We start from the raw sequence: 19,392 nt of genomic DNA, 5'->3' as shown, positions 1-19,392 counted from the left end.
AAGCGTAAAATCCTCCCCTGCAAGGGGAGGTGGCTGGCGCAGCCAGACGGAGGGGTGACACCCTCCAATTGGCGTGGACACCCCTCCACCATCCTGCGGATGGTCCCCCTTCCCTTGCAGGGGAGGAATGGCCCTACGCCGCCATCGCCCGGTCGCTGACGAACATATTAGTCGCCCGCTCATGCCCGAACGTGCTCGCCGCGCCGTGCCCGGGGATGAACGTCGTGTCGCTCCCCAGCGGCCACAGCTTCTCCACGATCGACGTCAGCAGCACTTGGTGATTGCCGCCCGGCATGTCCGATCGCCCCACCGAACCCTGGAACAGTACGTCGCCGACCTGCGCGAATTTCGAGGGTGCATGGTGGAAGATCACATGTCCCTCGGTGTGCCCCGGCGTCTCGTACACGTCGAGCGACAGGTCGCCGACCGTCACCGTATCGCCCTCGACCAGCCAGCGGTCGGGTTCGAAATTGACTCCGGTGATGCCGTATTTCGGGCCGTCCTCATCCAGCCGCTGCAGCCAGAACCGGTCGGCCTCGTGCGGTCCCTCGATCGGTACGCCCAGATCGTCGGACAGCGCCTTTGCCTCGCCGGCGTGATCGATATGGCCGTGGGTCAGCAGGATCTTCTCGACGGTGACGCCGGCCTGCGCGACCGCGGCCTTGATTCGGGGCAGGTCGCCGCCGGGATCGACGATCGCCGCCTTCATCGTGGCGGTGCACCAGATCAGCGTGCAGTTCTGCTGGATCGGCGTGACGGGGACGATGGTGGCGCGAAGCGGGGTGTCGGTCATGACGGCAAAATAGGCATCCCCGCGGTTTCCGGCAATCGTCGCTTGCGGTTACGGGTTCCTCGCGTGCATCTGGCACCATGCTGACCGCGCCTTTCGTGTTGCTGGACGACGCCCGGGCGGGGGGCGCACCGCCGCGACTCTACCGTGATCCGGTGCGGATCGTCCGCGCCGATACGTCCGCACAGGTCGGCCCCGCGCTCGAAGCGCTGCGCACCGCCCGTGCCGACGGGCTCCACGCCGCCGGCTACCTGACCTACGAAGCGGGCGAAGCACTGGCGGCGCGCGCCGTCGGCATGGCGCAGGACGGCCCGCTGCTCTGGTTCGGGCTGTTCCGCGGTTATGACAGCCCCGCCGATATCCACGCGCTGCTTCCCGATCCGGCAGGGGCTCGCGCCGGCCTGCCGAGGTCACAACTCGACGATGCCGGCTACGAAGTCGCGTTCGCGCGCGTCGCGGATCTCATCGCGGCGGGCGACATCTATCAGGCCAACCTGACCTTCGCCGCGGAGATCCCGTTCGTCGGCGATGCCTTCGCGCTCTACGCCAGGCTCCGTGCCCAATCGCAGGCCGGCTATGGCGCACTGATCGACACCGGCGAGCGTCGCTTCCTGTCGCTGTCCCCCGAACTGTTCTTCGCGCTCGACGGCGCCACGCTCACCTGCCGCCCGATGAAGGGGACCGCGCGGCGGGGCGACACGCCGGACGAGGATCGCGCGCTGGCGGCGGCGCTCGCCACCGACCCCAAGCAACGCGCCGAAAACCTGATGATCGTCGACCTGATGCGCAACGACCTGTCGCGCATCGCGAAGGAGGTCGCGGTCCCCGAACTGTTCACCGTCGAGCGTTACCCGACGGTCCACCAGATGACCTCGACGATCACCGCGACGCTGGACCCCGGCCGCGACGCGATCGACGTGATCGCGGCGCTGTTTCCCTGCGGATCGATCACCGGCGCCCCCAAGCAGCGCGCGATGGAGGTGGTCGCCGAGGTCGAACGCGCCCGCTGCCGCGGGCTCTACACCGGATCGATCGGCCGCCTCGACCCCGGTGGCGACGCGATCTTCAACGTCGCGATCCGCACGCTGGAGGTCGACGGTGTTCACGCGGCGATGGGTCTTGGCTCTGGCATCGTCGCCGACAGCGAGCCGGGCGAGGAGCGCCGCGAATGCCTCGCTAAGGCGGCGTTCGTCACCGCCGGGCAGCGCATCGTCGACCTGATCGAGACGATGGCGTTCGATCCCGAGACCGGCATCCCGCTGCTCGAACGCCATCTCGCGCGGATGAAGGCGAGCGCGGACATCCTAGGCTTCGTGTTCGACCGCCACGCCGCGCGTAACGAACTCCAGGCCGCGACTTTCCGCCTGCGTACGCCGAGGCGGGTCCGCCTGCTGCTGGCGGCGTCGGGTGCGCTCGCGATCGAGGTTGCGCCGATCCCCATATCGCCCGCGCTGGCGCAGGTCGCGATCGTCCCGCTGCCGGTCGCCGCGAGCGACTATCGCCTGCGCCACAAGACCAGCGACCGCGCCTTCTACGACGCAGCGCGCGCCGCCGCCGGCACCTTCGAAATCCTGTTCGAAGACTCCGACGGCGGGCTGACCGAAGGCAGCTTCACTTCGCTGTTCGTGCCCCGCGGCGACATTCTGGTGACGCCGGCCGCCGGCCCGCTGCTGCCCGGCATACTCCGCGCGGAACTGCTCGCGACCGGCCGCGCGGTCGAGGGACGGCTGACCCGCGCCGACCTGACCCACGGATTCCGTATCGGAAATGCGCTCCGTGGGCTGATCCCCGCAGTTGTTGCGGTTGCGAAATAGCGCTCGGTCGCGCATAGCGCCGCCGCCCCTACCGCAAAGGTTTCGCCATGCACGCCTCCGCCGCTCTCGGCCGCATCAGCCCGTCGCCCACGCTCGCCATCACCAGCCGCGTGCTCGAACTGAAGCGCGCAGGGGTCGACGTGATCGGCCTGGGTGCGGGCGAACCCGATTTCGATACCCCCGATTTCGTCAAGGACGCCGCGATCCAGGCGATCCGCGACGGCAAGACCAAATACACCAACGTCGACGGCACCCTCGAACTGAAGCAGGCGATCGTCGCCAAGTTCGCGCGCGACAACGGCCTGACCTACACCACCGACCAGATCAGCGTGAACGTCGGCGGCAAGCACACCTTGTTCAACGCGATGGTCGCGACGATCGATCCGGGCGACGAGGTCGTCATCCCCGCGCCGTACTGGGTCAGCTATCCCGACGTCGTGCAGTTCGCCGGCGGCGTGCCTGTGATCGTCAAGGCAGGTCCCGAGGTCGGCTACAAGCTCGACCCCGCCACGCTGGATGCCGCGATCACGCCGAAGACCAAGTGGGTGATCCTCAACTCGCCGTCCAACCCGACCGGCGCCGGCTACACGATCGATGAGCTGAAGGCACTCGGCGCGGTGCTCGCGCGCCACCCGCACGTGTGGATCCTCGCCGACGATATGTACGAGCACATCGTCTATGACGGCTTCAAGTTCGCAACCATCGCCGAGGCCTGCCCGGATCTGTTCGAGCGTACGCTGACCGTCAACGGTTGCTCCAAGGCGTATGCGATGACCGGCTGGCGGATCGGCTATGCCGGCGGCGCGTCGTGGCTGATAAAGGCGATGGCCAAGCTCCAGTCGCAGTCGACCTCGAACCCGTGCTCGATCGCCCAGGCCGCAGCCGTCGCCGCCCTCAACGGCGACCAGTCGTTCCTCGCCGGGCGCAACACCGCGTTCCAAGGGCGCCGCGACCTGGTCGTGTCGATGCTCAACGCCATCGACGGCATGCACTGCCCGACGCCGGAGGGTGCGTTCTACGTCTATCCATCGTTCGCCGAGCTGATCGGCAAGACCACGCCGAACGGCCGGTTGATCGATACCGACGAGGCGATGGTCGGCTATCTGCTCGACGACGCCAAGGTGGCCGTCGTGCAGGGCGCGGCGTTCGGCCTGTCGCCGGCGTTCCGGATCAGCTATGCGACCTCGGACGTGCTGCTCCGCGAAGCATGCACGCGTATCCAGACCGCCTGCGCGGCGCTCCGCTAAGGTATCGCTACGGTGAACGGACGGCTCACGCCGCGTTCACCCTAGTGTTTCTAAAAACGACATTGTGAGACGGCACGATCGGTACGATCTGCCGTTACGGTATCGGCGTGGTTCTTGGGACGACGCCGGTGGAGATATTCAAGGGACGCATCATGCGGAGCATCATCAAGTCGAGTTTCCTGTGGCAGTTCAGCGGCGGCTTCGTGCTCGGCGCGCTCGGCCTGATCGCGCTGCAGCCCGCCGCCGAGACGCAGGCGCTGCGTGCCCATGTCGCCAGCGTCGCCCACGCACGCTGACCTTGGCGGGGGACGGTCGCGTCCCCATATCCGGTCCATGAAAAAGACTCTCGTAACAACCGCTTGCGCCGTCGGCATCCTCGGCATCGCGCTCTCCACGGGGATGGCGCAGGCCGAGCGTGCGGTCGTCATTCCCGCCGTCAAGGCGGACGTGCCCGCAGCCCGCGGCATGCAGACCGCGATCCTCGCCGGTGGCTGCTTCTGGGGTCTCGAAGCGGTCTTCGAGCATGTGAAGGGCGTGAAGTCGGTAACCGCAGGCTATGCCGGCGGAACCCGCGCCACCGCCACCTATGACCAGGTTTCGACCGAGACCACCGGCCATGCCGAGGCCGTGAAGATCACCTACGATCCGACCCGCGTCAGCTACGGTACGCTGCTTCGCGTTTATTTCTCGATCGCGCACGACCCCACGGAATTGAACCGCCAAGGTCCCGACAGCGGCCCAAGCTATCGGTCGGCAATCTTCCCGCAGACGCCGGCCCAGGCACAGGTCGCTCGCGCCTATATCGCGCAGTTGGGCCAGACCCACGCCTATCCCCGCCCGATCGTGACCAAGCTGGAGACCGGCGGCTTCTATCCAGCCGAGGCGTACCACCAGAATTTCTTCGATCGGAACCCGACGCATCCGTATATCGTCGCGTGGGACAAGCCGAAGGTCGCTGCGTTCCGGAAGGCGTTTCCGACCATAGCGAGCTGAATGTTCCCCTGACGGGGGAACGTCAGGCCGCGACTGGAAACCGCAGCATGCGGTCGGCGACCGGCACCAGCGCCTCCGCTCCGGTGCCGACTGCGCGGACGATCTCCGGATGGTCGACGTCGAGCCCACCGGTCAGCGATCCGAACGCCGGCAGGATAAGCTTCGTCGCGGTCGCCACGAAACACCGTCGCGCGACCTGCTTGCCCCGCACGCGTACCCGCAACTTCGGGTGGAAATGTCCGGACAGTTCGGGCCGCGGTTCGGTCCGGTCGGCTTCGTGGCGCAGCACCAGGCCATCGACCAGCGCCTCGTCGACCACCTCGCCGCCGCAGCGATCGAGGATCTCGCGGTCGTGATTGCCGGTGATCCAGGTCCAGCGCGTCGCATCCGTCAGCGCACGCAGCATATCCTGCGCCCGCTGCGGCAATCGCGCGCAGCCTTCGCTGTCGTGAAACGAATCGCCCAGGCACCAGACCTCGTCCGCGCCGGTCGCGGCGACCAGCGCGGTCAGGTCGGCGAGCGTCGCGATCGAGTCATAGGGCGGCAGCATCTGCCCGCGCAGCGCAAACCAGCTCGCCTTCTCGAAATGCAGATCGGCGACCAGCAACGCACGGCGATCAGGCCAGAATAATGCCCCCTGGGGCAGCGCGAGCAACTGATGTCCGCCGAACGAAAAGGGAACCATTCACCGCCCATGCGGCGAGGGGGCTTTCGAATCAAGCTCTTGTGCGCCGCCGCAATCGGCGTAAAGCGCGCCGTCATCCGTGGAGGAGCGCTTTTCGCGCCATGTCGTCCGTCGCCGGAATATCCGTTCATCCAAACGCCACCGCATCGTCCGCGGGGCATGTCCACGCACATCCTGCGTTGCTGGCGCTCACCATCGGTGCGATCGGCGTCGTGTTCGGCGATATCGGCACCAGCCCGCTCTACGCGTTCCGCGAGGCGCTGGGCCAAACCGCCGGCGACGGCATAGACCCGTCCGAGATCCTCGGCGTGCTAAGCCTGGCGCTCTGGTCGCTCTTCCTGGTCGTCACGGTCAAATACGTCCTGTTCCTGATGCGCGCCGACAACCAGGGCGAGGGCGGCGTGCTCGCGCTCGCGGCGCTGGCTCGACGCGCGACCGGGGTGCGGCCGCGCGTCGCGATCGTGCTCGGCGCGGCCGGTGCGTCGCTGTTCTACGGCGACGCGATCATCACCCCGGCGCTGTCCGTGCTGTCGGCGATGGAGGGGCTGCGCACCATCCCGAGCGCGGCGCATATCTTCAATGAAGGCATGGTCCGCACCCTGACCATCGCGATCCTGGTCGGGCTGTTCCTGATCCAGTCGCGCGGCACCGCGCAGGTCTCGAAACTGTTCGGCCCGGTCTGCATCCTGTGGTTCTTCGCGATCGGCGGCTTGGGGCTGTGGCATATCGCCGACGAACCCTCGATCGTCCGCGTCTTCCTGCCGACCTATGGCATCATGTTTCTCGCGACCCACGGCGTGCTCGGGCTGTTCGTGCTCGGCGCCGTGTTCCTGACCGTGACCGGTGCGGAGGCGCTGACCGCCGACATGGGCCATTTCGGCATCAAGCCGATCCGGCTCGGCTGGTTCCTGCTGGTCTTCCCGGCGCTTGCGCTCAACTATCTGGGGCAGGGGGCGTTCGCGCTGTCGCGGCTCGAGGATGCGGCCCGGCGCGGCGTGCCGTTCGTCAACCAGGACTGGTTCTTCCTGATGGCGCCCGAGCCGATCCGGCCCGCGCTGGTCATCCTCGCGGGCCTTGCCACCGTCATCGCCAGCCAGGCGGTCATCACCGGCGCGTTCAGCCTGACCCAGCAGGCGATCCAGCTCGGCCTGCTGCCCCGCCTTCGCATCCGCCAGACCTCGGCGAACTTCGCCGGCCAGATCTACCTGCCTGCGATCAACTGGCTGCTGCTGCTCGGCGTGCTGGTGCTGGTGGTGCAGTTCAAGACATCGTCCGCGATGGCCGCTGCGTACGGCATCGCGGTGACCGGCACGATGGTGGTGACGACGCTGCTGGCGTATATCGTCGTGCGGCATCGCTGGAACTGGTCACGGCCGCTCGCGCTCGCCGCGATCCTGCCGTTCCTGACGCTCGACCTGATCTTCTTCGGCGCCAACATTCTCCGCGTGGTCGAGGGCGGCTGGGTCCCCTTGGTCGTTGCCGCTGCGATCGGGCTGATCATCTCGACCTGGGTCCGCGGCAAGAAGATCGTCCGCGCGTTCGAACAGCGCCAGAGCATCCCGCTGGTCGATCTCGCCGCCGCGCTCGAGAAGCGTCCGCCCGAGCGCGTTGCTGGCACCGCGGTGTTCCTGACCGGCAACCCGCACGCCACGCCGGGCGCGCTGCTCCACAATCTCAAGCACAACAAGGTGCTGCACGCGCGCAACCTGATCGTCAGTGTTCGCACCGCCGACCGTCCGTTCGTCGCCGACGAGGACCGCGCGCAGGTTGAGCGGGTAAACGACGACTTTTCCAGCGTCGTTTTGACCTATGGATTCATGGAATCGCCCGACGTGCCGCGCGACCTGGGGGTCGGCAGCAAGAGCGAGCAGCTCGGGCTGGACCCGATGCGCACCTCGTTCTTCATCGGCCGCAACACGCTGAAGCCCGACGCGGAGAAGGGCATGCCGCCGTGGCAGGACCGCATCTTCATGTTCCTGCAGCGCAACGCCAGCGACCCCACCGACTTCCTGAAGATTCCGCCGGGCAAGGTGCTGGAACTGGGCGAACAGGTCACGGTGTAAGGCGTCTCACCCCGCATACGCCTTCACCAGGTCGAACAGGTAATCGCGCCCGGTGTAAAGCGACGCGATCCGGATCCGTTCGTTCAGGCCGTGGATGCCGCCGAAGTCCTTCTCGATCATGATCCCCGGCGCGCCGTAGACCGGGATGCCGATCGCCTCGAAGAAGATCCCGTCGGTGGCCCCGGTCGACATCAGCGGCAGCAGCGGCAGGCCGGGGAAATATTTCGCCGCTACCTTGGTCGCGGGCCCGGTGATCTTGGGATCGAGCGTCGGCGGGATCGCGGTGGGCCGCACCGGCTGATTGGCAGTCACCGTCACCTTGGCACCGGCCAGCGTCTTCAGCTTGGCGAGCGTCCCGTCGACCGTCTCGCCCGGGAAGATCCGGCAGTTGATGTTCGCGGTCGCGCGCTGCGGCAGCGCGTTCTCGGCATGGCCCGCGTTCAGCAGCGTCGCGACGCAGGTCGTGCGCAGCGTCGAATGCAGCGCCTTGTCGCGGCTGACGATCGCGTCGGCGGCCTTGTCCTCGGGGTTTGCCAGCAACCGCGTGATCGCGGTGCCGGTCTCGCCCGGGCTGCCCTTCGCGGTCGCCGCGAAGAACGCGCGTGTCGTGTCGGTAAACTTCACCGGAAACTCGTAGCCCTGTACCGCCTTCACCGCGTCCGCGAGCTCGTAGATCGCGTTCGCCGGGGTCGGCTGCGAGCTGTGCCCGCCGGGGTTGGTAGTCAGGAACGTATAGTTCTGCGCGGCCTTCTCGCCGACCTGGATCGCCAGCAGCTGCGGCTTGCCGTCGTCGCCGAGGCGCCCGCCGCCGCCTTCGTTCAACGCGAATTCCGCCGCGATCAGGTCGGGCTTGTTCGCCGCCAGATATTGCGCGCCGTTCCACGCAAAGGTGGTTTCCTCACCGCAGGTCAGCGCCAGCTTGATGGTGCGCCTGGGCTTGTACCCGCCGGTCTTGAAGCGGATCATCGCATCGGACCAGATCGCCGCCTGCGCCTTGTCGTCGACCGCGCCGCGCGCGTAATAATAGCCGCCTTCCTCGACCAGCGTGAACGGATCGCGCGCCCAGTCCTCGCGCTTGGCCTCGACGACGTCGAGATGCGCGAGCAGCAGCATCGGCTTGATCGACGGATCCGATCCCTTGAGCACGGCAACCAGCCCGCCGTCCTTGGGATGCTCGGGGACCGAGAAATAGGTGAGGTCGGCGTCGGCATAGCCCGCCGCCTTCAGCCGCGCGCCGATCTGCGCCGCGGCCTGCGTGCAGCTGCCGACCGACAACGTCGTGTTGGTCTCGACCAGTTCCTTGTAGAGCCCGAAGAACGCCTTCTGGTCCGGCCGCGACTGCGCGGTCGCAGCAGCAGGGATCGCGACCAATGCGGTCGCTGCCATCAGCGCAGTTCGGATCTTCATATCGGTCGCCCCCATCGTGGCCGCCGAATAGAGCGGCAATCGCAGGGGTGCGCAACGGGTGTTCACCTACGCCTCCGTCATCCCGGGCTTGTCCCGGGATCCAGGGTCGCAAACGTTGCGCTCCGTTACCCTGGATCCCGGGACGAGCCCGGGATGACGAAGGGCGGGGTCTAGATTCCGAAGCGCGTCGGCGCCCTGCCGCTGCGCGGCACGGTGAAGCGGATCTCGCGGTTGGCGAAATCGATCTGCACCACGCGGAACAGTCGCAGCATGTCCATGCCCATCATGATCGCAGGACGGTTGTCGAGCCGGAAGCGGTGGAATGGCGCGACCTCGGCGAACGCGATCGGGACGTCCGAAAAGCCGATTCCGCCCAGCGTGACGTCGTCGACCGCATGGCCGTCGGCGACCAGCGTCTCTCCGGTCGCGGAGATCACGCTGATCGGTCCGATAGCCCTGGCCCGCTTGCCGATCGCCGTGCGCAGCGCCGCGTTGCCGATCGTCACCGGCGAACCGGTATCGATCACCACCGCGATCCGGGTGTTCCGCCAATGCGCGTCGGTGACGATCAGCTGGCCGTACAGCGACCGCGCAGTGACGACGATCTCGTCGGGGGTGCCGCGCGATACGCTGCGCCGCTTGACCGACGGCTGCAGCGTCATCTGCTTGCGGTCGAAGTCGATCCGCACCTTGTGCCCCTGCAGCACGTCGATCCCGAGCATGCCCAGCGCACCCATGTTGCGCGCCTCCAGCGCGGGCGCGCGGATCGTCGACTGCGTGATCGTGCTGACCGACAAAGCGGGGACCATCGTGGTGCCGACCACCGACGTACCGGTCATCGTAATCACTCGCACCGCGCCGCCCGACGCCAGCCCCAGCACGCCGGCCAGCTCGCGCGCGATCACGGTGCGTTCGGCGCCGGTATCGACCACGAACGGCCACGGCCCGCGCGTACCGATCGTCACCGGCACCGTCATCCGCGTGCCGACATCGCCCAGCAGCAGCACGCTCTCGTCGGTCAGCGGCAAAGGCGGCGGCGTCGGCGGCGGAATGACAAGCTGCGCCGACGGCGATCCGACGGCAAGCAACAGGGCGATCAAGGCCTTCATCGCGAGAAGCTGCGCCCGATCCGGCCCCTTGGCAAGCGGTGCGGGCTTGTGCTCCTGCGGAGGCAGGAGCCCAGGGTTCCAGACGTAACGCCCGTTACCCTGGATTCCTGCGTTCGCAGGAACACCACGCTCTAGTCTACCCGCATCGCCTCCGCCGCCAGCGCTTCCGCCTCGACCAGCAGCGCATCGTCGGCGTTCCCGGTGGACACTTTCTCGCGCCCGATCAGCGTCAGCACCGGCACCGCCAGCGGCGTGATCCGCTCCAGGTCGACGTGCAGCATCGTATCCGCGGCGCGGTCGAGCAGGTTCGCCAGCCGCCCGACATCGGTCATCCGCGCGCGCGCATCCGCCCATGCCGCCTCCAGCAACAGGTGCGTCGGCTCGTATTTGCGCAGCACGTCGTAGATCAGGTCGGTCGAAAACGTCACCTGCTTGCCGGTCTTGCGCTTGCCCGGATGCTGCCGCTCGACCAGTCCGCCGATCACCGCGACCTCGCGGAACGCGCGCTTTAGCAGATGCGATTGCTGCACCCACTCGACGAACTCGTGCTCCAGGATGTCGGACGAGAACAGCGACGCGGGATCGGTGATCTTCTCCAGTCCGTACACCGCGATCGCATAGTCGTTGGCGACGAACCCCAGCGGCTTCAGCCCCTGCGTCTCCATCCGCCGCGTGATCAGCATGCCGAGCGACTGGTGCGCGTTCCACCCCTCGAAACTGTAGGCGACCATGTAGTGCCGCCCCTCGCGCGGAAAGGTTTCCACAAGCAGCTGGCCGGGTTTGGGCAGCACCGATCGATACGCCTGGAACTCCAGCCATTCCCGCACATCGTCAGGGAAACGCGCCCAGTCGTGCGGGCTCGCCAGGAACCCGCGGACGCGGTCGGCGAGGTTGGTCGACAGCGGCATCCGGCTGCCGCCATAGGTCGGGATCCGTGCCGGCCTCGATGTCGCGCGGACGATCAGATCCTCGGTGTCGATCTTCATCACCTCGAGACTGAGCCCCGCGAAGAAGAAGGTGTCGCCGTGCGACAGGCTGGCGGCGAACGCCTCCTCGACCTTGCCGAGCTGCCGGCCGTTGGCGAACCGCACCTGCAGCATCGTCGCCTCGACGATGATCCCCGCGTTCAGCCGGTGCTGGCCGATGAATTTCGGATGGCTGACGCGCCAGCTGCCGTCCTCATCCTGAGTCAGCCGCTTGAACTTGTCATAGGCCTTGAGGCTGTAGCCCCCGTCGCGGATGAACCCGAGTACGCGCTCGAACGTGTCGGTCGGCAGTGCGGAATAGGGCAGCGCGGAGCGGATCTCGTCGAGCAGCGCATCCTGGTGGAACGGCGCCGCGCACGCGCACGCCATCACATGCTGCGCCAGCACGTCGAGCGCACCCTCGCGAAAAATGTCGGCATCGAGCTCGCCCGCGTCGACCGCATCCAGCGCCGCGCGCGCCTCCAGATACTCGAATCGGTTGCCGGGCACGACGATCGCCTCCGACGATTCGTCGAGCCGGTGGTTGGCGCGCCCGATCCGCTGCAACAGCCGCGACGACCCCTTGGGCGCGCCCATCTGGATCACGCAATCGACATCGCCCCAGTCGACCCCGAGGTCGAGGCTGGCGGTCGCGACCAATGCGCGCAGCTTGCCGTCGGCCATCGCCCCCTCGACCTTCTGCCGCGCCTCCTTCGCGAGACTTCCGTGATGCACGCCGATCGGGAGCGAGTTCACATTGGCCTTCCACAGATCCTGGAAGATGAGTTCCGCCAGGCTGCGGGTGTTGCAGAACACGATCGAGGTGCGGTGCGCCTCGATCTGCGCCATCACCTGTTCGGCGGCATAGCGCCCCGAATGCCCCGACCAGGGTATCCGCCCCTCCGGCAGCAGGATCGCGATGTTGGGTTCGGCGCCGGCCTCGCCCTGGACGCTCGCGACCTGGTCGATATCGCCATCGGGTGCCAGCCAGGCGCGATAGCCATCGGCATCCGCCACCGTCGCCGACAGCGCCACCCGCCGCATCCCCGGCGAGATCCGCTGCAGCCGCGCCATGCACAGCGACAACAGGTCGCCACGCTTGCCGGTCGCGAACGCGTGGACCTCGTCGACGACGATCGTGCGGATCCCCTCGAACATCGTGAAGCTGTCGGGATAGCTCAGCAGCAGCGACAGCGATTCGGGCGTGGTCAGCAGGATCTGCGGCGGTGTCACCCGCTGTCGCGCCTTCTTGTCACTCGACGTGTCGCCGGTCCGCGTCTCGACCCGAATATCCAGCCCCATCTCCTCGATCGGGGTCAGCAGATTGCGCTGCACATCGACCGCCAGCGCCTTCAGCGGCGACACGTACAGCGTGTGCAAGCCTTCGGTCGGGTCCTCGACCAGCTCGGCGAGCGTCGGCAGGAACCCCGCCAGCGTCTTGCCCGCGCCGGTCGCCGCGACCAGCAGGGCATGATGCCCTGCGCGCGCTTCGGCGAGCATCTCCTGTTGATGCCGCCGCGGTCGCCAACCCCGTGCGGCGAACCAGTTTTCCAGGATGGGGGGAAGGTCGGTCACGGCCTGTTCACGCATCATCGCAATATGGGGGCGCCACGTCGGACCGCCATGGACGCGCGCATCGCATCCTGTTTTTGGCATCCCGACCCGTTCGAAAGGCTATCCGTGCAGCTTCGCTACTGTCTTCTCCCCTTGCTCGCCGTGTTGCCGTTCGCGAGCGTCGATGCCGCGACCAAATCCTTCGTCGGCGCGGGCGGGCGGGTGCGGCTGTCGCACCCGGCCAACCTCAACCCGACGCGGACCTTTTCCGGTCGCGCGCTGATGACCGGCGGCTGGCGGCTGATGTGGGACGGCACGCCTGTCGGCCGCGGCGTCGGCGTCGCACGCTTCTGGCAGGTCGCCAAACCGCGCGACGGCGCCGGGCAGGTCATCGAGATGGTCCAGATCGGCTTCAGCCGCGACGCCGCGGTGGTCGCGCGCTGCGGCACCGATGGCGCAAAGGGCGGCAGCGGACGGCGCCTGCCCGACCGCATGCTCGGTGGCCATCGCTGGACGGTGTACGTTAACGGCGACGCCGGGATGAGCCAGAGCGTCGCCGCCACCGACCTGCGCACCGTCGTCGAAGGCACGTGCTACGCGGTCGACCGCGTGACCTATGCGGTCAAGGCGGGGTCCGCGCCATCGCGCACCGCCCCGACCCAGGCGGTCGCCGCGGCTAACATGGACGCTATCCTCGCAACGATCCACGTAGGGCGGCGGCGCTAACGCAGATCCTCCCCTGGAAGGGGAGGTGGCAGCCCGCAGGGCTGACGGAGGGGTGTCGCCCTGTCGATAGCGGGCCACCCCTCCGTCCGGCTGCGCCAGCCACCTCCCCTTGCAGGGGAGGATCGAATTGGCACCCAACCCACCCCCCGAGCGTACTACCTCAATGGCAAAGCTCGGCGACTGGCTCGAACCCCACCCGCACGGCATTCTCGTCAAGCCGATCGACGCGTGGATCGACCCCTCGATCCCGGTCGCACGCGCGCTCGTGACGCATGGCCACGCCGATCACGCCCGCGGCGGTCATGAGGCGGTCTGGGCCACGTCCGAGACGCTCGCGATCATGGACGCGCGCTATGGCCCACAAGCCGGCAATCCGGTCGCGTACGGCGAGACGATCCGGATGGGGGAGGTGGATATCGGCTACGTCCCTGCCGGGCATGTCCTCGGCTCGGCGCAGATCGTGCTCGACTATCGCGGCGAGCGGATCGTCGTCTCGGGCGACTACAAGCGCCGCGCGGATCCGACCTGCACGCCGTTCGAACCGGTCAAATGCGACGTCTTCGTCACCGAGGCGACCTTCGGGTTGCCGGTGTTCCGCCATCCCGACACCGGCGACGAGATCGACAAGCTGATCGCCGCCTTGCACGCCAACCCGGATCGCTGCGTCGTCGTCGGTGCGTATGCGCTCGGCAAGGCGCAGCGCGTGATCGCCGAACTGCGCGCGCGCGGGCACGACGCCCCGATCTACATCCACGGCGCGCTGCAACGGCTGTGCGACCTGTATGTCGAACACGGCGTCCGTCTCGGCGAACTGATCCCGGTCGGCGACACCAAGAAGGCGGAGATGGCGGGGCATGTCGTGATGTGCCCGCCCGGCGCGCTCAACGACCGCTGGTCGCGTCGCCTGCCCGACCCGATCACCGCGATGGCGAGCGGCTGGATGCGCGTCCGCCAGCGCGCGGTGCAGAAGAACGTCGAACTCCCGCTGATCCTGTCGGATCACGCTGACTGGGACGAACTCACCGCGACGCTGACCGAGATCTCGCCGAAGGAAGTCTGGGTCACCCACGGTCGCGAGGACGCGCTCGTCCACTGGTGCATGACCCGCCAGATCAAGGCGCGCGCGCTCGCGTTGGTGGGGTTCGAGGATGAGGATGACTGATTTTCACGCAAAGCCGCGAAGGCGATAAGAGAAGTAGGGGTTTCACGCGGGGGCGCGGAGACGCGGAGAGAAGTAGAAGGGTGGGGCGCGCAGAGCCGCAGAGGACGCAAAGGTGTCTTGTCCGCGTCAGCGGACCTTATCGAAACATCGTTGAAGTCTGAAAGCCGCTGCGCGGCAGACGCATCGCCTCAGCGTCCTCTGCGCCTCTGCGCGCAAAAACCTCTTCTCTCCGCGTCTCCGCGCCTCCGCGTGAAACCACCTTCTTCTCTTAGCGTCTTCGCGGCTTAGCGTGAATCAAGCCCCCTCAAGCGCCCGCGACCGACGCCGCTGCACGGAGCTCCCGATCCCCAAAGCCTCACGGTATTTCGCCACCGTCCGCCGAGCGATGTCGAACCCCTTCGCGTTCAGCAGTTCGACCAAAGTATCGTCGGACAGGATCTTCGCCCCCTCGGTCGCGATCAGCCCGCGGATCGCCGCCTTGACCGCCTGTGCCGACACCGCATCGCCGCCATCCGCCGCCTGGATCGCCGAGGTGAAGAAGTATTTCAGCTCGTACAGCCCACGCGCGCAGCTCACATACTTGTTGCTCGTCACCCGGCTTACGGTCGATTCGTGCATTTCGATCGCATCCGCCACCTGGCGCAGCGTCAGCGGCTTCAGATGCGCGACGCCCTTCAAAAAGAACGCCTCCTGCTGCTTCACGATCTCGGTCGCGACCTTGATGATCGTGCGCTGGCGCTGGTCGAGCGCCTTCACCAGCCAGTTCGCGCTAGCCAGGCACTCCGACAGCCACGCCTTCGACGCCTTGTCCTGCTGCCCGCCCGCCAGTTCGGTATAATAGCTGCGGTTGACCAGCACGCGCGGCAGCGTCGCGGTGTTGATCTCGATGCCCCACCCCGCCTTGGTCCGCGCCACGAACAGGTCGGGCACCACCGCCTGGGCCGGCTCGCCACCATAGCGGCAGCCGGGCTTCGGATCATAGCCGCGCAGTTCGCGGATCATGTCCGCCATGTCCTCGTCGTCGACCTCGCAGATCCGCTTCAGTCGAGCCAGTTCCCCGCGCGCGAGCAGGTCGAGATTCTCGATCAGCCGCGCCATGCAAGGATCGTAGCGATCCGCCTCCCTGGCCTGCAGCATCAGGCATTCGGCAAGATCGCGCGCGCCGACCCCGGTCGGGTCGAAACTGTGGACGATCGCCAGCACACCCTCGACTCGCGCCAGCGGCACCCCCAGCCGCCCGGCGATGTCGAGCAGCGAGGCGCTCAGATACCCCGCCTCGTCGATCAGGTCGATCAGATGCGCGGCGATGAACGCGTCCTCCTGCGCCACCACCGGCCCCGCCTGCGCCATCAGATGATCGGCTAGACTGAGCGCGGTATCGGCGAACGCATCCAGGTCCGGCCCGTCCTCGCCGCCGGCGCCGCCCGCGCTCGCCCCGGTCATCGACAGCGCGCCGTCGTTGCCGCTGCCGCCATCGGCGACGCTGTCCTGCTGGTGGCTCTCGGTCGCGTAATCGACGTCGAGCGCAGGCTCCGCCGCGTCGCCCGCGCCGGACAGCAGTTCGTCCGCCGCGACCCGCTCGTCGCGGACCTCGGCGACGGGTTCGCGATCGGGGATGTCGCCGTCTTCGGCGGGCGTTGCCTCTAGCAGCGGATTACGCTCGACCTCCTCGGCGATGAACCCTTCGATCTCCAGGTTCGACAGCGCCAGCAGCTTGATCGCCTGCTGCAGCTGCGGCGTCATCACCAGCGATTGCGCTTGGCGCAGGTCGAGACGCGGGGCGAGACTCATGAACTCAACCCACCAAACACCGTCACCCCGCCCCATACCGTCACCCCAGCGCAGGCTGGGGTCTCGTGCGGCAAGGGCGCGCCCTCCAACCGGGAGATCCCAGCCTTCGCCGGGATGACGGGAGGGGGGGCGTCGGTCCCCATAGCCCTAGAGCGAGAACCCCTCGCCGAGATACAGCCGGCGCACGTTGGCGTCCGCGACCAGCTCGGCGGGCGATCCGGAGAACAGCACGCGCCCGTCATAGATGATGTATGCGCGGTCGACGATTTCCAGCGTTTCGCGGACGTTGTGATCGGTGATCAGCACGCCGATGTCGCGTCGCTTGAGGTCCTTCACCAGGTCGCGGATGTCCGCGATGGAGATCGGGTCGATCCCCGCGAACGGCTCGTCGAGCAGCATGATCGACGGATCCGCCGCGAGCGCCCGCGCGATCTCAGCCCGGCGCCGCTCGCCGCCCGACAGTGCCATCGCCGGCGCGGTGCGCAACCGGGTCAGCCCGAACTCATCGAGCAACGTGTCCAGTTTCCGTTCGCGCGCGGCCTTGTCCGGCTCCGACAGTTCCAGCACCGTCAGGATGTTCTTCTCGATGTTCAGTCCGCGGAAGATCGAGGTTTCCTGCGGCAGATAGCCGAGCCCGAGGATCGCGCGCCGGTACATCGGCAGCTTGGTGATATCCTCGCCGTCCAGCATGATCCGGCCCGAATCGGGCTTCACCAGCCCCATCACCGAATAGAAGCAGGTGGTCTTGCCCGCGCCGTTCGGGCCCAGCAGCCCGACCACTTCGCCGCGCCCGACCGACACCGACACGTCGGTCAGCACGGTGCGCTTGTCATAGGATTTGGCGATCGACACGACCTGCAGGCCGTGCGCCACCGGGGCCTCGACGATCGGCGCCGCCGCGGGTCCGTCGATCGGGGGCAGGGTGGTCGCGTCCATCGCCTCAAGCCTTGCAAGAAAAAGGGGTGATCCGGTCCGCGGACGGACCGGCGAAAGTCTAGTTGCGCTTGGGTACCGAGAAGGTGCCCGTGACGCGCCCGCCGGTCTGCGTCACGCCGGTGGCGCCGCTGCCGCCCGCACCGCTGCTGCCGGCGACCGACGATCCGTCGATCACCGCCCGTCCGGTATCCAGGTTCATCGTCAGCCGGCCGCCGTTGACGGTATTGCCCTGCTGGGTCAGCGTCACCGCGCCCAGCATCGTGATCACGCGGCGGTTGAGATCGTAGATCGCATATTGGCTGCGCGCGGTCTGGTCCGGCCGCCGCACGGTGACGCCGCCGCTGGCATCCAGCCGCGAGACCTGCGGGTTCCCGCCGACGACTTCGCCGGTATAGGCGACCGTCATCCGCGCCGAATTCAGCGTCATCTCGGCCTGCTTGACCGACACGTTGCCCGACAGCACGGCGCGGTTGGCCTTGTCCTGCAGTTCGATATGATCCGCGCCGAAATCGATCGGCGCGTTGGAATTATGCGCCTTTTGCGCAACGGCGCCGGTCGCGGTCAGCGAAACGAGCAGGGCAGCCGACAGCACGGCGGGGATGGACGATCGCATCTGCGCTATTTCGCCCCTCTGGGCACGATCCGCAAGCGCGCATTGCCATCGAGCCTCACGGTACGTCCCTCCAGGTCGGCGCGCAGCATGTTGGCGCTGAACACCCCCTGCGGCACGGTGCCCTTGACCGCGCCGCCGCTCTGTAGCGTGCGGTTGGCCAGATCGAGCGTCGCATCGTTGGTCTTCATGTCGTAGCCGCCCGCCGCGGTGAAGTTCAGCGGGCCGTCCAGCTGCACCTTCTGCGTGTCCATGTCGTAGCGCCCGGTATTCGCGCGGATCTGCGCCGGACCATCGGTCAGCTGGATATGCGCGTCGAGCTTGCTCAGCTGGACGATCGGCTCGGCCGAGCTCTTCTGGATCGCCGACCCAGCATCGAGCTTAAACGCCTGGCCCTTGGAATCCTGGCCGCGATATTGCGCCGACTGCAGCTTCAACCGCTCGCTGGCGACATCGACCTTCTTCTTGTCGAGCACGAACGACACGTCGCCGCCCGCGGTCAGCGGCGCCATCACCAGGAACGCCGCCAGCACGCCGATCGCGGTCGGCAACCCGACGCGCGCGATCGCGATCAGCCGGTCATAGGTCCCGCCGGGCGCGGCCCAAAGCTGGCGCTTCGATCGCGCGCGGCGGGCGACCGCCGAAGGAGGCACCAGCGATGCCATCAGGCGTGCGCGAAGATGTCGATTTCGGGCCAGCCCGCGAGGTCGAGCGCGGCGCGGGTCGGCAGGAAGTCGAAGCACGCCTGTGCCAGCTCCATCCGGCCTTCGCGCACGAGTCGCAGGTCGAGTTCGTCCTTCAACCGGTGGAGGAAGCGGACGTCGGACGCCGCATAGTCCTTCTGCGCCTCGCTCAGGCTAGGGCTGCCCCAATCCGAGGATTGCTGCTGCTTGGAAATGTCCTGCCCGAGCAGCTCGCGGACCAGTTCCTTGAGGCCGTGGCGGTCGGTATAGGTCCGTATCAGCCGCGACGCGATCTTAGTGCAATAGACCGGCGCGGCGACGACGCCGAGATAATGCTGGACCGCGGCGATATCGAAGCGGCCGAAATGATAGAGTTTCAGGCGCGCGGGGTCGGCCAGCAGCGCCTTCAGGTTGGGCGCGTCATAGCCGGCACCGGCGGCGAATCGGACCAGATGCTCGTCGGGGCCGCCATCCGACAGCTGCACCAGGCACAGCCGGTCGCGCGGCGTGATCAGGCCCATCGTCTCGGTATCGACCGCAATCGATGCGCCGGGAGCGAACAGGTCGGCGGGAATATCGTGTTCGTGCAGATATACGGTCATCCATCGGCCCTAGCGCCCCCGGCACCCCCGCTCAAGCCGTGTATCGCGCACCTCACACACATCCCTACGCCGTTCCCTACTTCCGTCATCCTGACTTCCGTCATCCTGACGAAAGTCAGGACCCAGAGCTCCAAGCGACTCAGCTGGTAACCCTGGGTCCCGGGTCGAGCCCGGGATGACGACGTGTTGCAGCATCCCCCAAACCACGCGTTCCGTGCCTTCCGTGCCACGCTTCGGCCATGATTCATCGGAATC

The 19,392-nt window shown here is 67.4% G+C and carries 17 protein-coding genes; 7 read left to right on the top strand and 10 right to left on the bottom strand.

Translation table 11 applies throughout. The annotated features are described in order from the left end of the window. Positions 1 to 133 precede the first annotated feature (133 nt). Positions 134 to 793 carry an MBL fold metallo-hydrolase gene (locus SJY20_RS16170; protein WP_380787936.1) on the bottom strand — a complete coding sequence of 220 codons (660 nt, stop codon included), beginning with the start codon at positions 791 to 793 and terminating at the stop codon, positions 134 to 136. A 77-nt stretch (positions 794 to 870) separates the two neighbouring features. Between SJY20_RS16170 and pabB the strand changes: the two genes are divergently transcribed. From pabB to msrA, 4 genes are all read left to right on the top strand, one after another. Further along, positions 871 to 2,604, top strand: coding sequence for an aminodeoxychorismate synthase component I (pabB, locus tag SJY20_RS16165; RefSeq protein ID WP_380787934.1), 1,734 nt, complete (start codon positions 871 to 873; stop codon positions 2,602 to 2,604). Positions 2,605 to 2,651: 47 nt separating this feature from the next. Then, a complete protein-coding gene (locus tag SJY20_RS16160) occupies positions 2,652 to 3,851 on the top strand; it encodes a pyridoxal phosphate-dependent aminotransferase (protein ID WP_380787932.1) in 1,200 nt (399 codons plus the stop codon). 152 nt (positions 3,852 to 4,003) lie between these two features. Next, on the top strand, positions 4,004 to 4,147 hold the full coding sequence (locus tag SJY20_RS16155; RefSeq protein WP_380787930.1) for a hypothetical protein: 144 nt from the start codon (positions 4,004 to 4,006) through the stop codon (positions 4,145 to 4,147). A gap of 37 nt (positions 4,148 to 4,184) precedes the next feature. Beyond that, positions 4,185 to 4,844 (top strand): peptide-methionine (S)-S-oxide reductase MsrA, encoded by a 660-nt coding sequence (msrA, locus tag SJY20_RS16150; protein WP_380787929.1) that lies wholly within the window; start codon positions 4,185 to 4,187, stop codon positions 4,842 to 4,844. A gap of 22 nt (positions 4,845 to 4,866) precedes the next feature. Here the strand turns inward: msrA and pdeM are convergent, their stop codons facing one another. Beyond that, positions 4,867 to 5,529 (bottom strand): ligase-associated DNA damage response endonuclease PdeM, encoded by a 663-nt coding sequence (pdeM, locus tag SJY20_RS16145; RefSeq protein ID WP_380787928.1) that lies wholly within the window; start codon positions 5,527 to 5,529, stop codon positions 4,867 to 4,869. Between the two features lie 101 nt (positions 5,530 to 5,630). On the opposite strand from pdeM, the gene SJY20_RS16140 reads away from it, so the two are divergent. Beyond that, positions 5,631 to 7,592: a potassium transporter Kup gene (locus tag SJY20_RS16140; protein ID WP_380787927.1), complete on the top strand. Its 1,962-nt coding sequence runs from the start codon at positions 5,631 to 5,633 to the stop codon at positions 7,590 to 7,592. Positions 7,593 to 7,598: 6 nt separating this feature from the next. Here the strand turns inward: SJY20_RS16140 and SJY20_RS16135 are convergent, their stop codons facing one another. The 3 genes from SJY20_RS16135 to SJY20_RS16125 all read right to left on the bottom strand — a co-directional run bounded on the left by SJY20_RS16135 (position 7,599) and on the right by SJY20_RS16125 (position 12,663). Next, complete coding sequence (locus tag SJY20_RS16135; RefSeq protein ID WP_380788755.1) at positions 7,599 to 8,999, bottom strand: M20/M25/M40 family metallo-hydrolase; 1,401 nt, start codon at positions 8,997 to 8,999, stop codon at positions 7,599 to 7,601. A 170-nt stretch (positions 9,000 to 9,169) separates the two neighbouring features. Further along, complete coding sequence (locus tag SJY20_RS16130) at positions 9,170 to 10,108, bottom strand: aspartyl protease family protein (protein WP_380787926.1); 939 nt, start codon at positions 10,106 to 10,108, stop codon at positions 9,170 to 9,172. Positions 10,109 to 10,239: 131 nt separating this feature from the next. Then, a complete protein-coding gene (locus SJY20_RS16125) occupies positions 10,240 to 12,663 on the bottom strand; it encodes a ligase-associated DNA damage response DEXH box helicase (protein ID WP_380787925.1) in 2,424 nt (807 codons plus the stop codon). A gap of 126 nt (positions 12,664 to 12,789) precedes the next feature. On the opposite strand from SJY20_RS16125, the gene SJY20_RS16120 reads away from it, so the two are divergent. Together SJY20_RS16120 and SJY20_RS16115 are read left to right on the top strand one after the other, a co-directional pair. Further along, the gene (locus tag SJY20_RS16120; protein ID WP_380787924.1) at positions 12,790 to 13,353 is read left to right on the top strand and encodes a hypothetical protein; all 564 of its coding nucleotides are present in this window, start codon (positions 12,790 to 12,792) and stop codon (positions 13,351 to 13,353) included. Positions 13,354 to 13,516: 163 nt separating this feature from the next. Beyond that, positions 13,517 to 14,515, top strand: coding sequence for a ligase-associated DNA damage response exonuclease (locus tag SJY20_RS16115; protein ID WP_380787923.1), 999 nt, complete (start codon positions 13,517 to 13,519; stop codon positions 14,513 to 14,515). Between the two features lie 294 nt (positions 14,516 to 14,809). Here SJY20_RS16115 and rpoN read toward each other — a convergent pair whose 3' ends face one another. The 5 genes from rpoN to SJY20_RS16090 form a co-directional block, all read right to left on the bottom strand. Then, positions 14,810 to 16,306: an RNA polymerase factor sigma-54 gene (rpoN, locus tag SJY20_RS16110; protein WP_380787922.1), complete on the bottom strand. Its 1,497-nt coding sequence runs from the start codon at positions 16,304 to 16,306 to the stop codon at positions 14,810 to 14,812. A 147-nt stretch (positions 16,307 to 16,453) separates the two neighbouring features. Then, entirely contained in the window at positions 16,454 to 17,242 is a 789-nt protein-coding gene (gene lptB, locus SJY20_RS16105; RefSeq protein ID WP_380787921.1) for an LPS export ABC transporter ATP-binding protein, read from the bottom strand. 58 nt (positions 17,243 to 17,300) lie between these two features. After that, positions 17,301 to 17,855, bottom strand: coding sequence for an LptA/OstA family protein (locus SJY20_RS16100; RefSeq protein ID WP_380787920.1), 555 nt, complete (start codon positions 17,853 to 17,855; stop codon positions 17,301 to 17,303). A gap of 5 nt (positions 17,856 to 17,860) precedes the next feature. Then, positions 17,861 to 18,517, bottom strand: coding sequence for an LPS export ABC transporter periplasmic protein LptC (lptC, locus tag SJY20_RS16095; RefSeq protein ID WP_380787919.1), 657 nt, complete (start codon positions 18,515 to 18,517; stop codon positions 17,861 to 17,863). Next, on the bottom strand, positions 18,517 to 19,137 hold the full coding sequence (locus SJY20_RS16090) for a ribonuclease D (RefSeq protein WP_380787918.1): 621 nt from the start codon (positions 19,135 to 19,137) through the stop codon (positions 18,517 to 18,519). The genes lptC and SJY20_RS16090 overlap by 1 nt, the downstream gene beginning before the upstream one ends. Positions 19,138 to 19,392: the final 255 nt, after the last annotated feature.

Source organism: Sphingomonas sp. R86521, from assembly GCF_042466235.1.
In the GTDB taxonomy this organism is placed as follows: domain Bacteria; phylum Pseudomonadota; class Alphaproteobacteria; order Sphingomonadales; family Sphingomonadaceae; genus Sphingomonas.
The sequence above is the reverse complement of the archived record's forward strand: the minus strand, read 5'-3'. Positions and strand labels throughout refer to the sequence as shown.

Coding starts and splice junctions, on each gene's coding strand:
- SJY20_RS16090 (WP_380787918.1), bottom strand. CDS start 19,137: ATGACCGTATATCTGCACGAACACGATATTCCCGCCGACCTGTTCGCT.
- msrA (WP_380787929.1), top strand. CDS start 4,185: ATGAAAAAGACTCTCGTAACAACCGCTTGCGCCGTCGGCATCCTCGGC.
- lptB (WP_380787921.1), bottom strand. CDS start 17,242: ATGGACGCGACCACCCTGCCCCCGATCGACGGACCCGCGGCGGCGCCG.
- SJY20_RS16155 (WP_380787930.1), top strand. CDS start 4,004: ATGCGGAGCATCATCAAGTCGAGTTTCCTGTGGCAGTTCAGCGGCGGC.
- SJY20_RS16135 (WP_380788755.1), bottom strand. CDS start 8,999: ATGAAGATCCGAACTGCGCTGATGGCAGCGACCGCATTGGTCGCGATC.
- SJY20_RS16115 (WP_380787923.1), top strand. CDS start 13,517: ATGGCAAAGCTCGGCGACTGGCTCGAACCCCACCCGCACGGCATTCTC.
- pabB (WP_380787934.1), top strand. CDS start 871: ATGCTGACCGCGCCTTTCGTGTTGCTGGACGACGCCCGGGCGGGGGGC.
- rpoN (WP_380787922.1), bottom strand. CDS start 16,306: ATGAGTCTCGCCCCGCGTCTCGACCTGCGCCAAGCGCAATCGCTGGTG.
- SJY20_RS16125 (WP_380787925.1), bottom strand. CDS start 12,663: ATGCGTGAACAGGCCGTGACCGACCTTCCCCCCATCCTGGAAAACTGG.
- SJY20_RS16160 (WP_380787932.1), top strand. CDS start 2,652: ATGCACGCCTCCGCCGCTCTCGGCCGCATCAGCCCGTCGCCCACGCTC.
- SJY20_RS16100 (WP_380787920.1), bottom strand. CDS start 17,855: ATGCGATCGTCCATCCCCGCCGTGCTGTCGGCTGCCCTGCTCGTTTCG.
- SJY20_RS16130 (WP_380787926.1), bottom strand. CDS start 10,108: ATGAAGGCCTTGATCGCCCTGTTGCTTGCCGTCGGATCGCCGTCGGCG.
- pdeM (WP_380787928.1), bottom strand. CDS start 5,529: ATGGTTCCCTTTTCGTTCGGCGGACATCAGTTGCTCGCGCTGCCCCAG.
- SJY20_RS16170 (WP_380787936.1), bottom strand. CDS start 793: ATGACCGACACCCCGCTTCGCGCCACCATCGTCCCCGTCACGCCGATC.
- SJY20_RS16140 (WP_380787927.1), top strand. CDS start 5,631: ATGTCGTCCGTCGCCGGAATATCCGTTCATCCAAACGCCACCGCATCG.
- lptC (WP_380787919.1), bottom strand. CDS start 18,517: ATGGCATCGCTGGTGCCTCCTTCGGCGGTCGCCCGCCGCGCGCGATCG.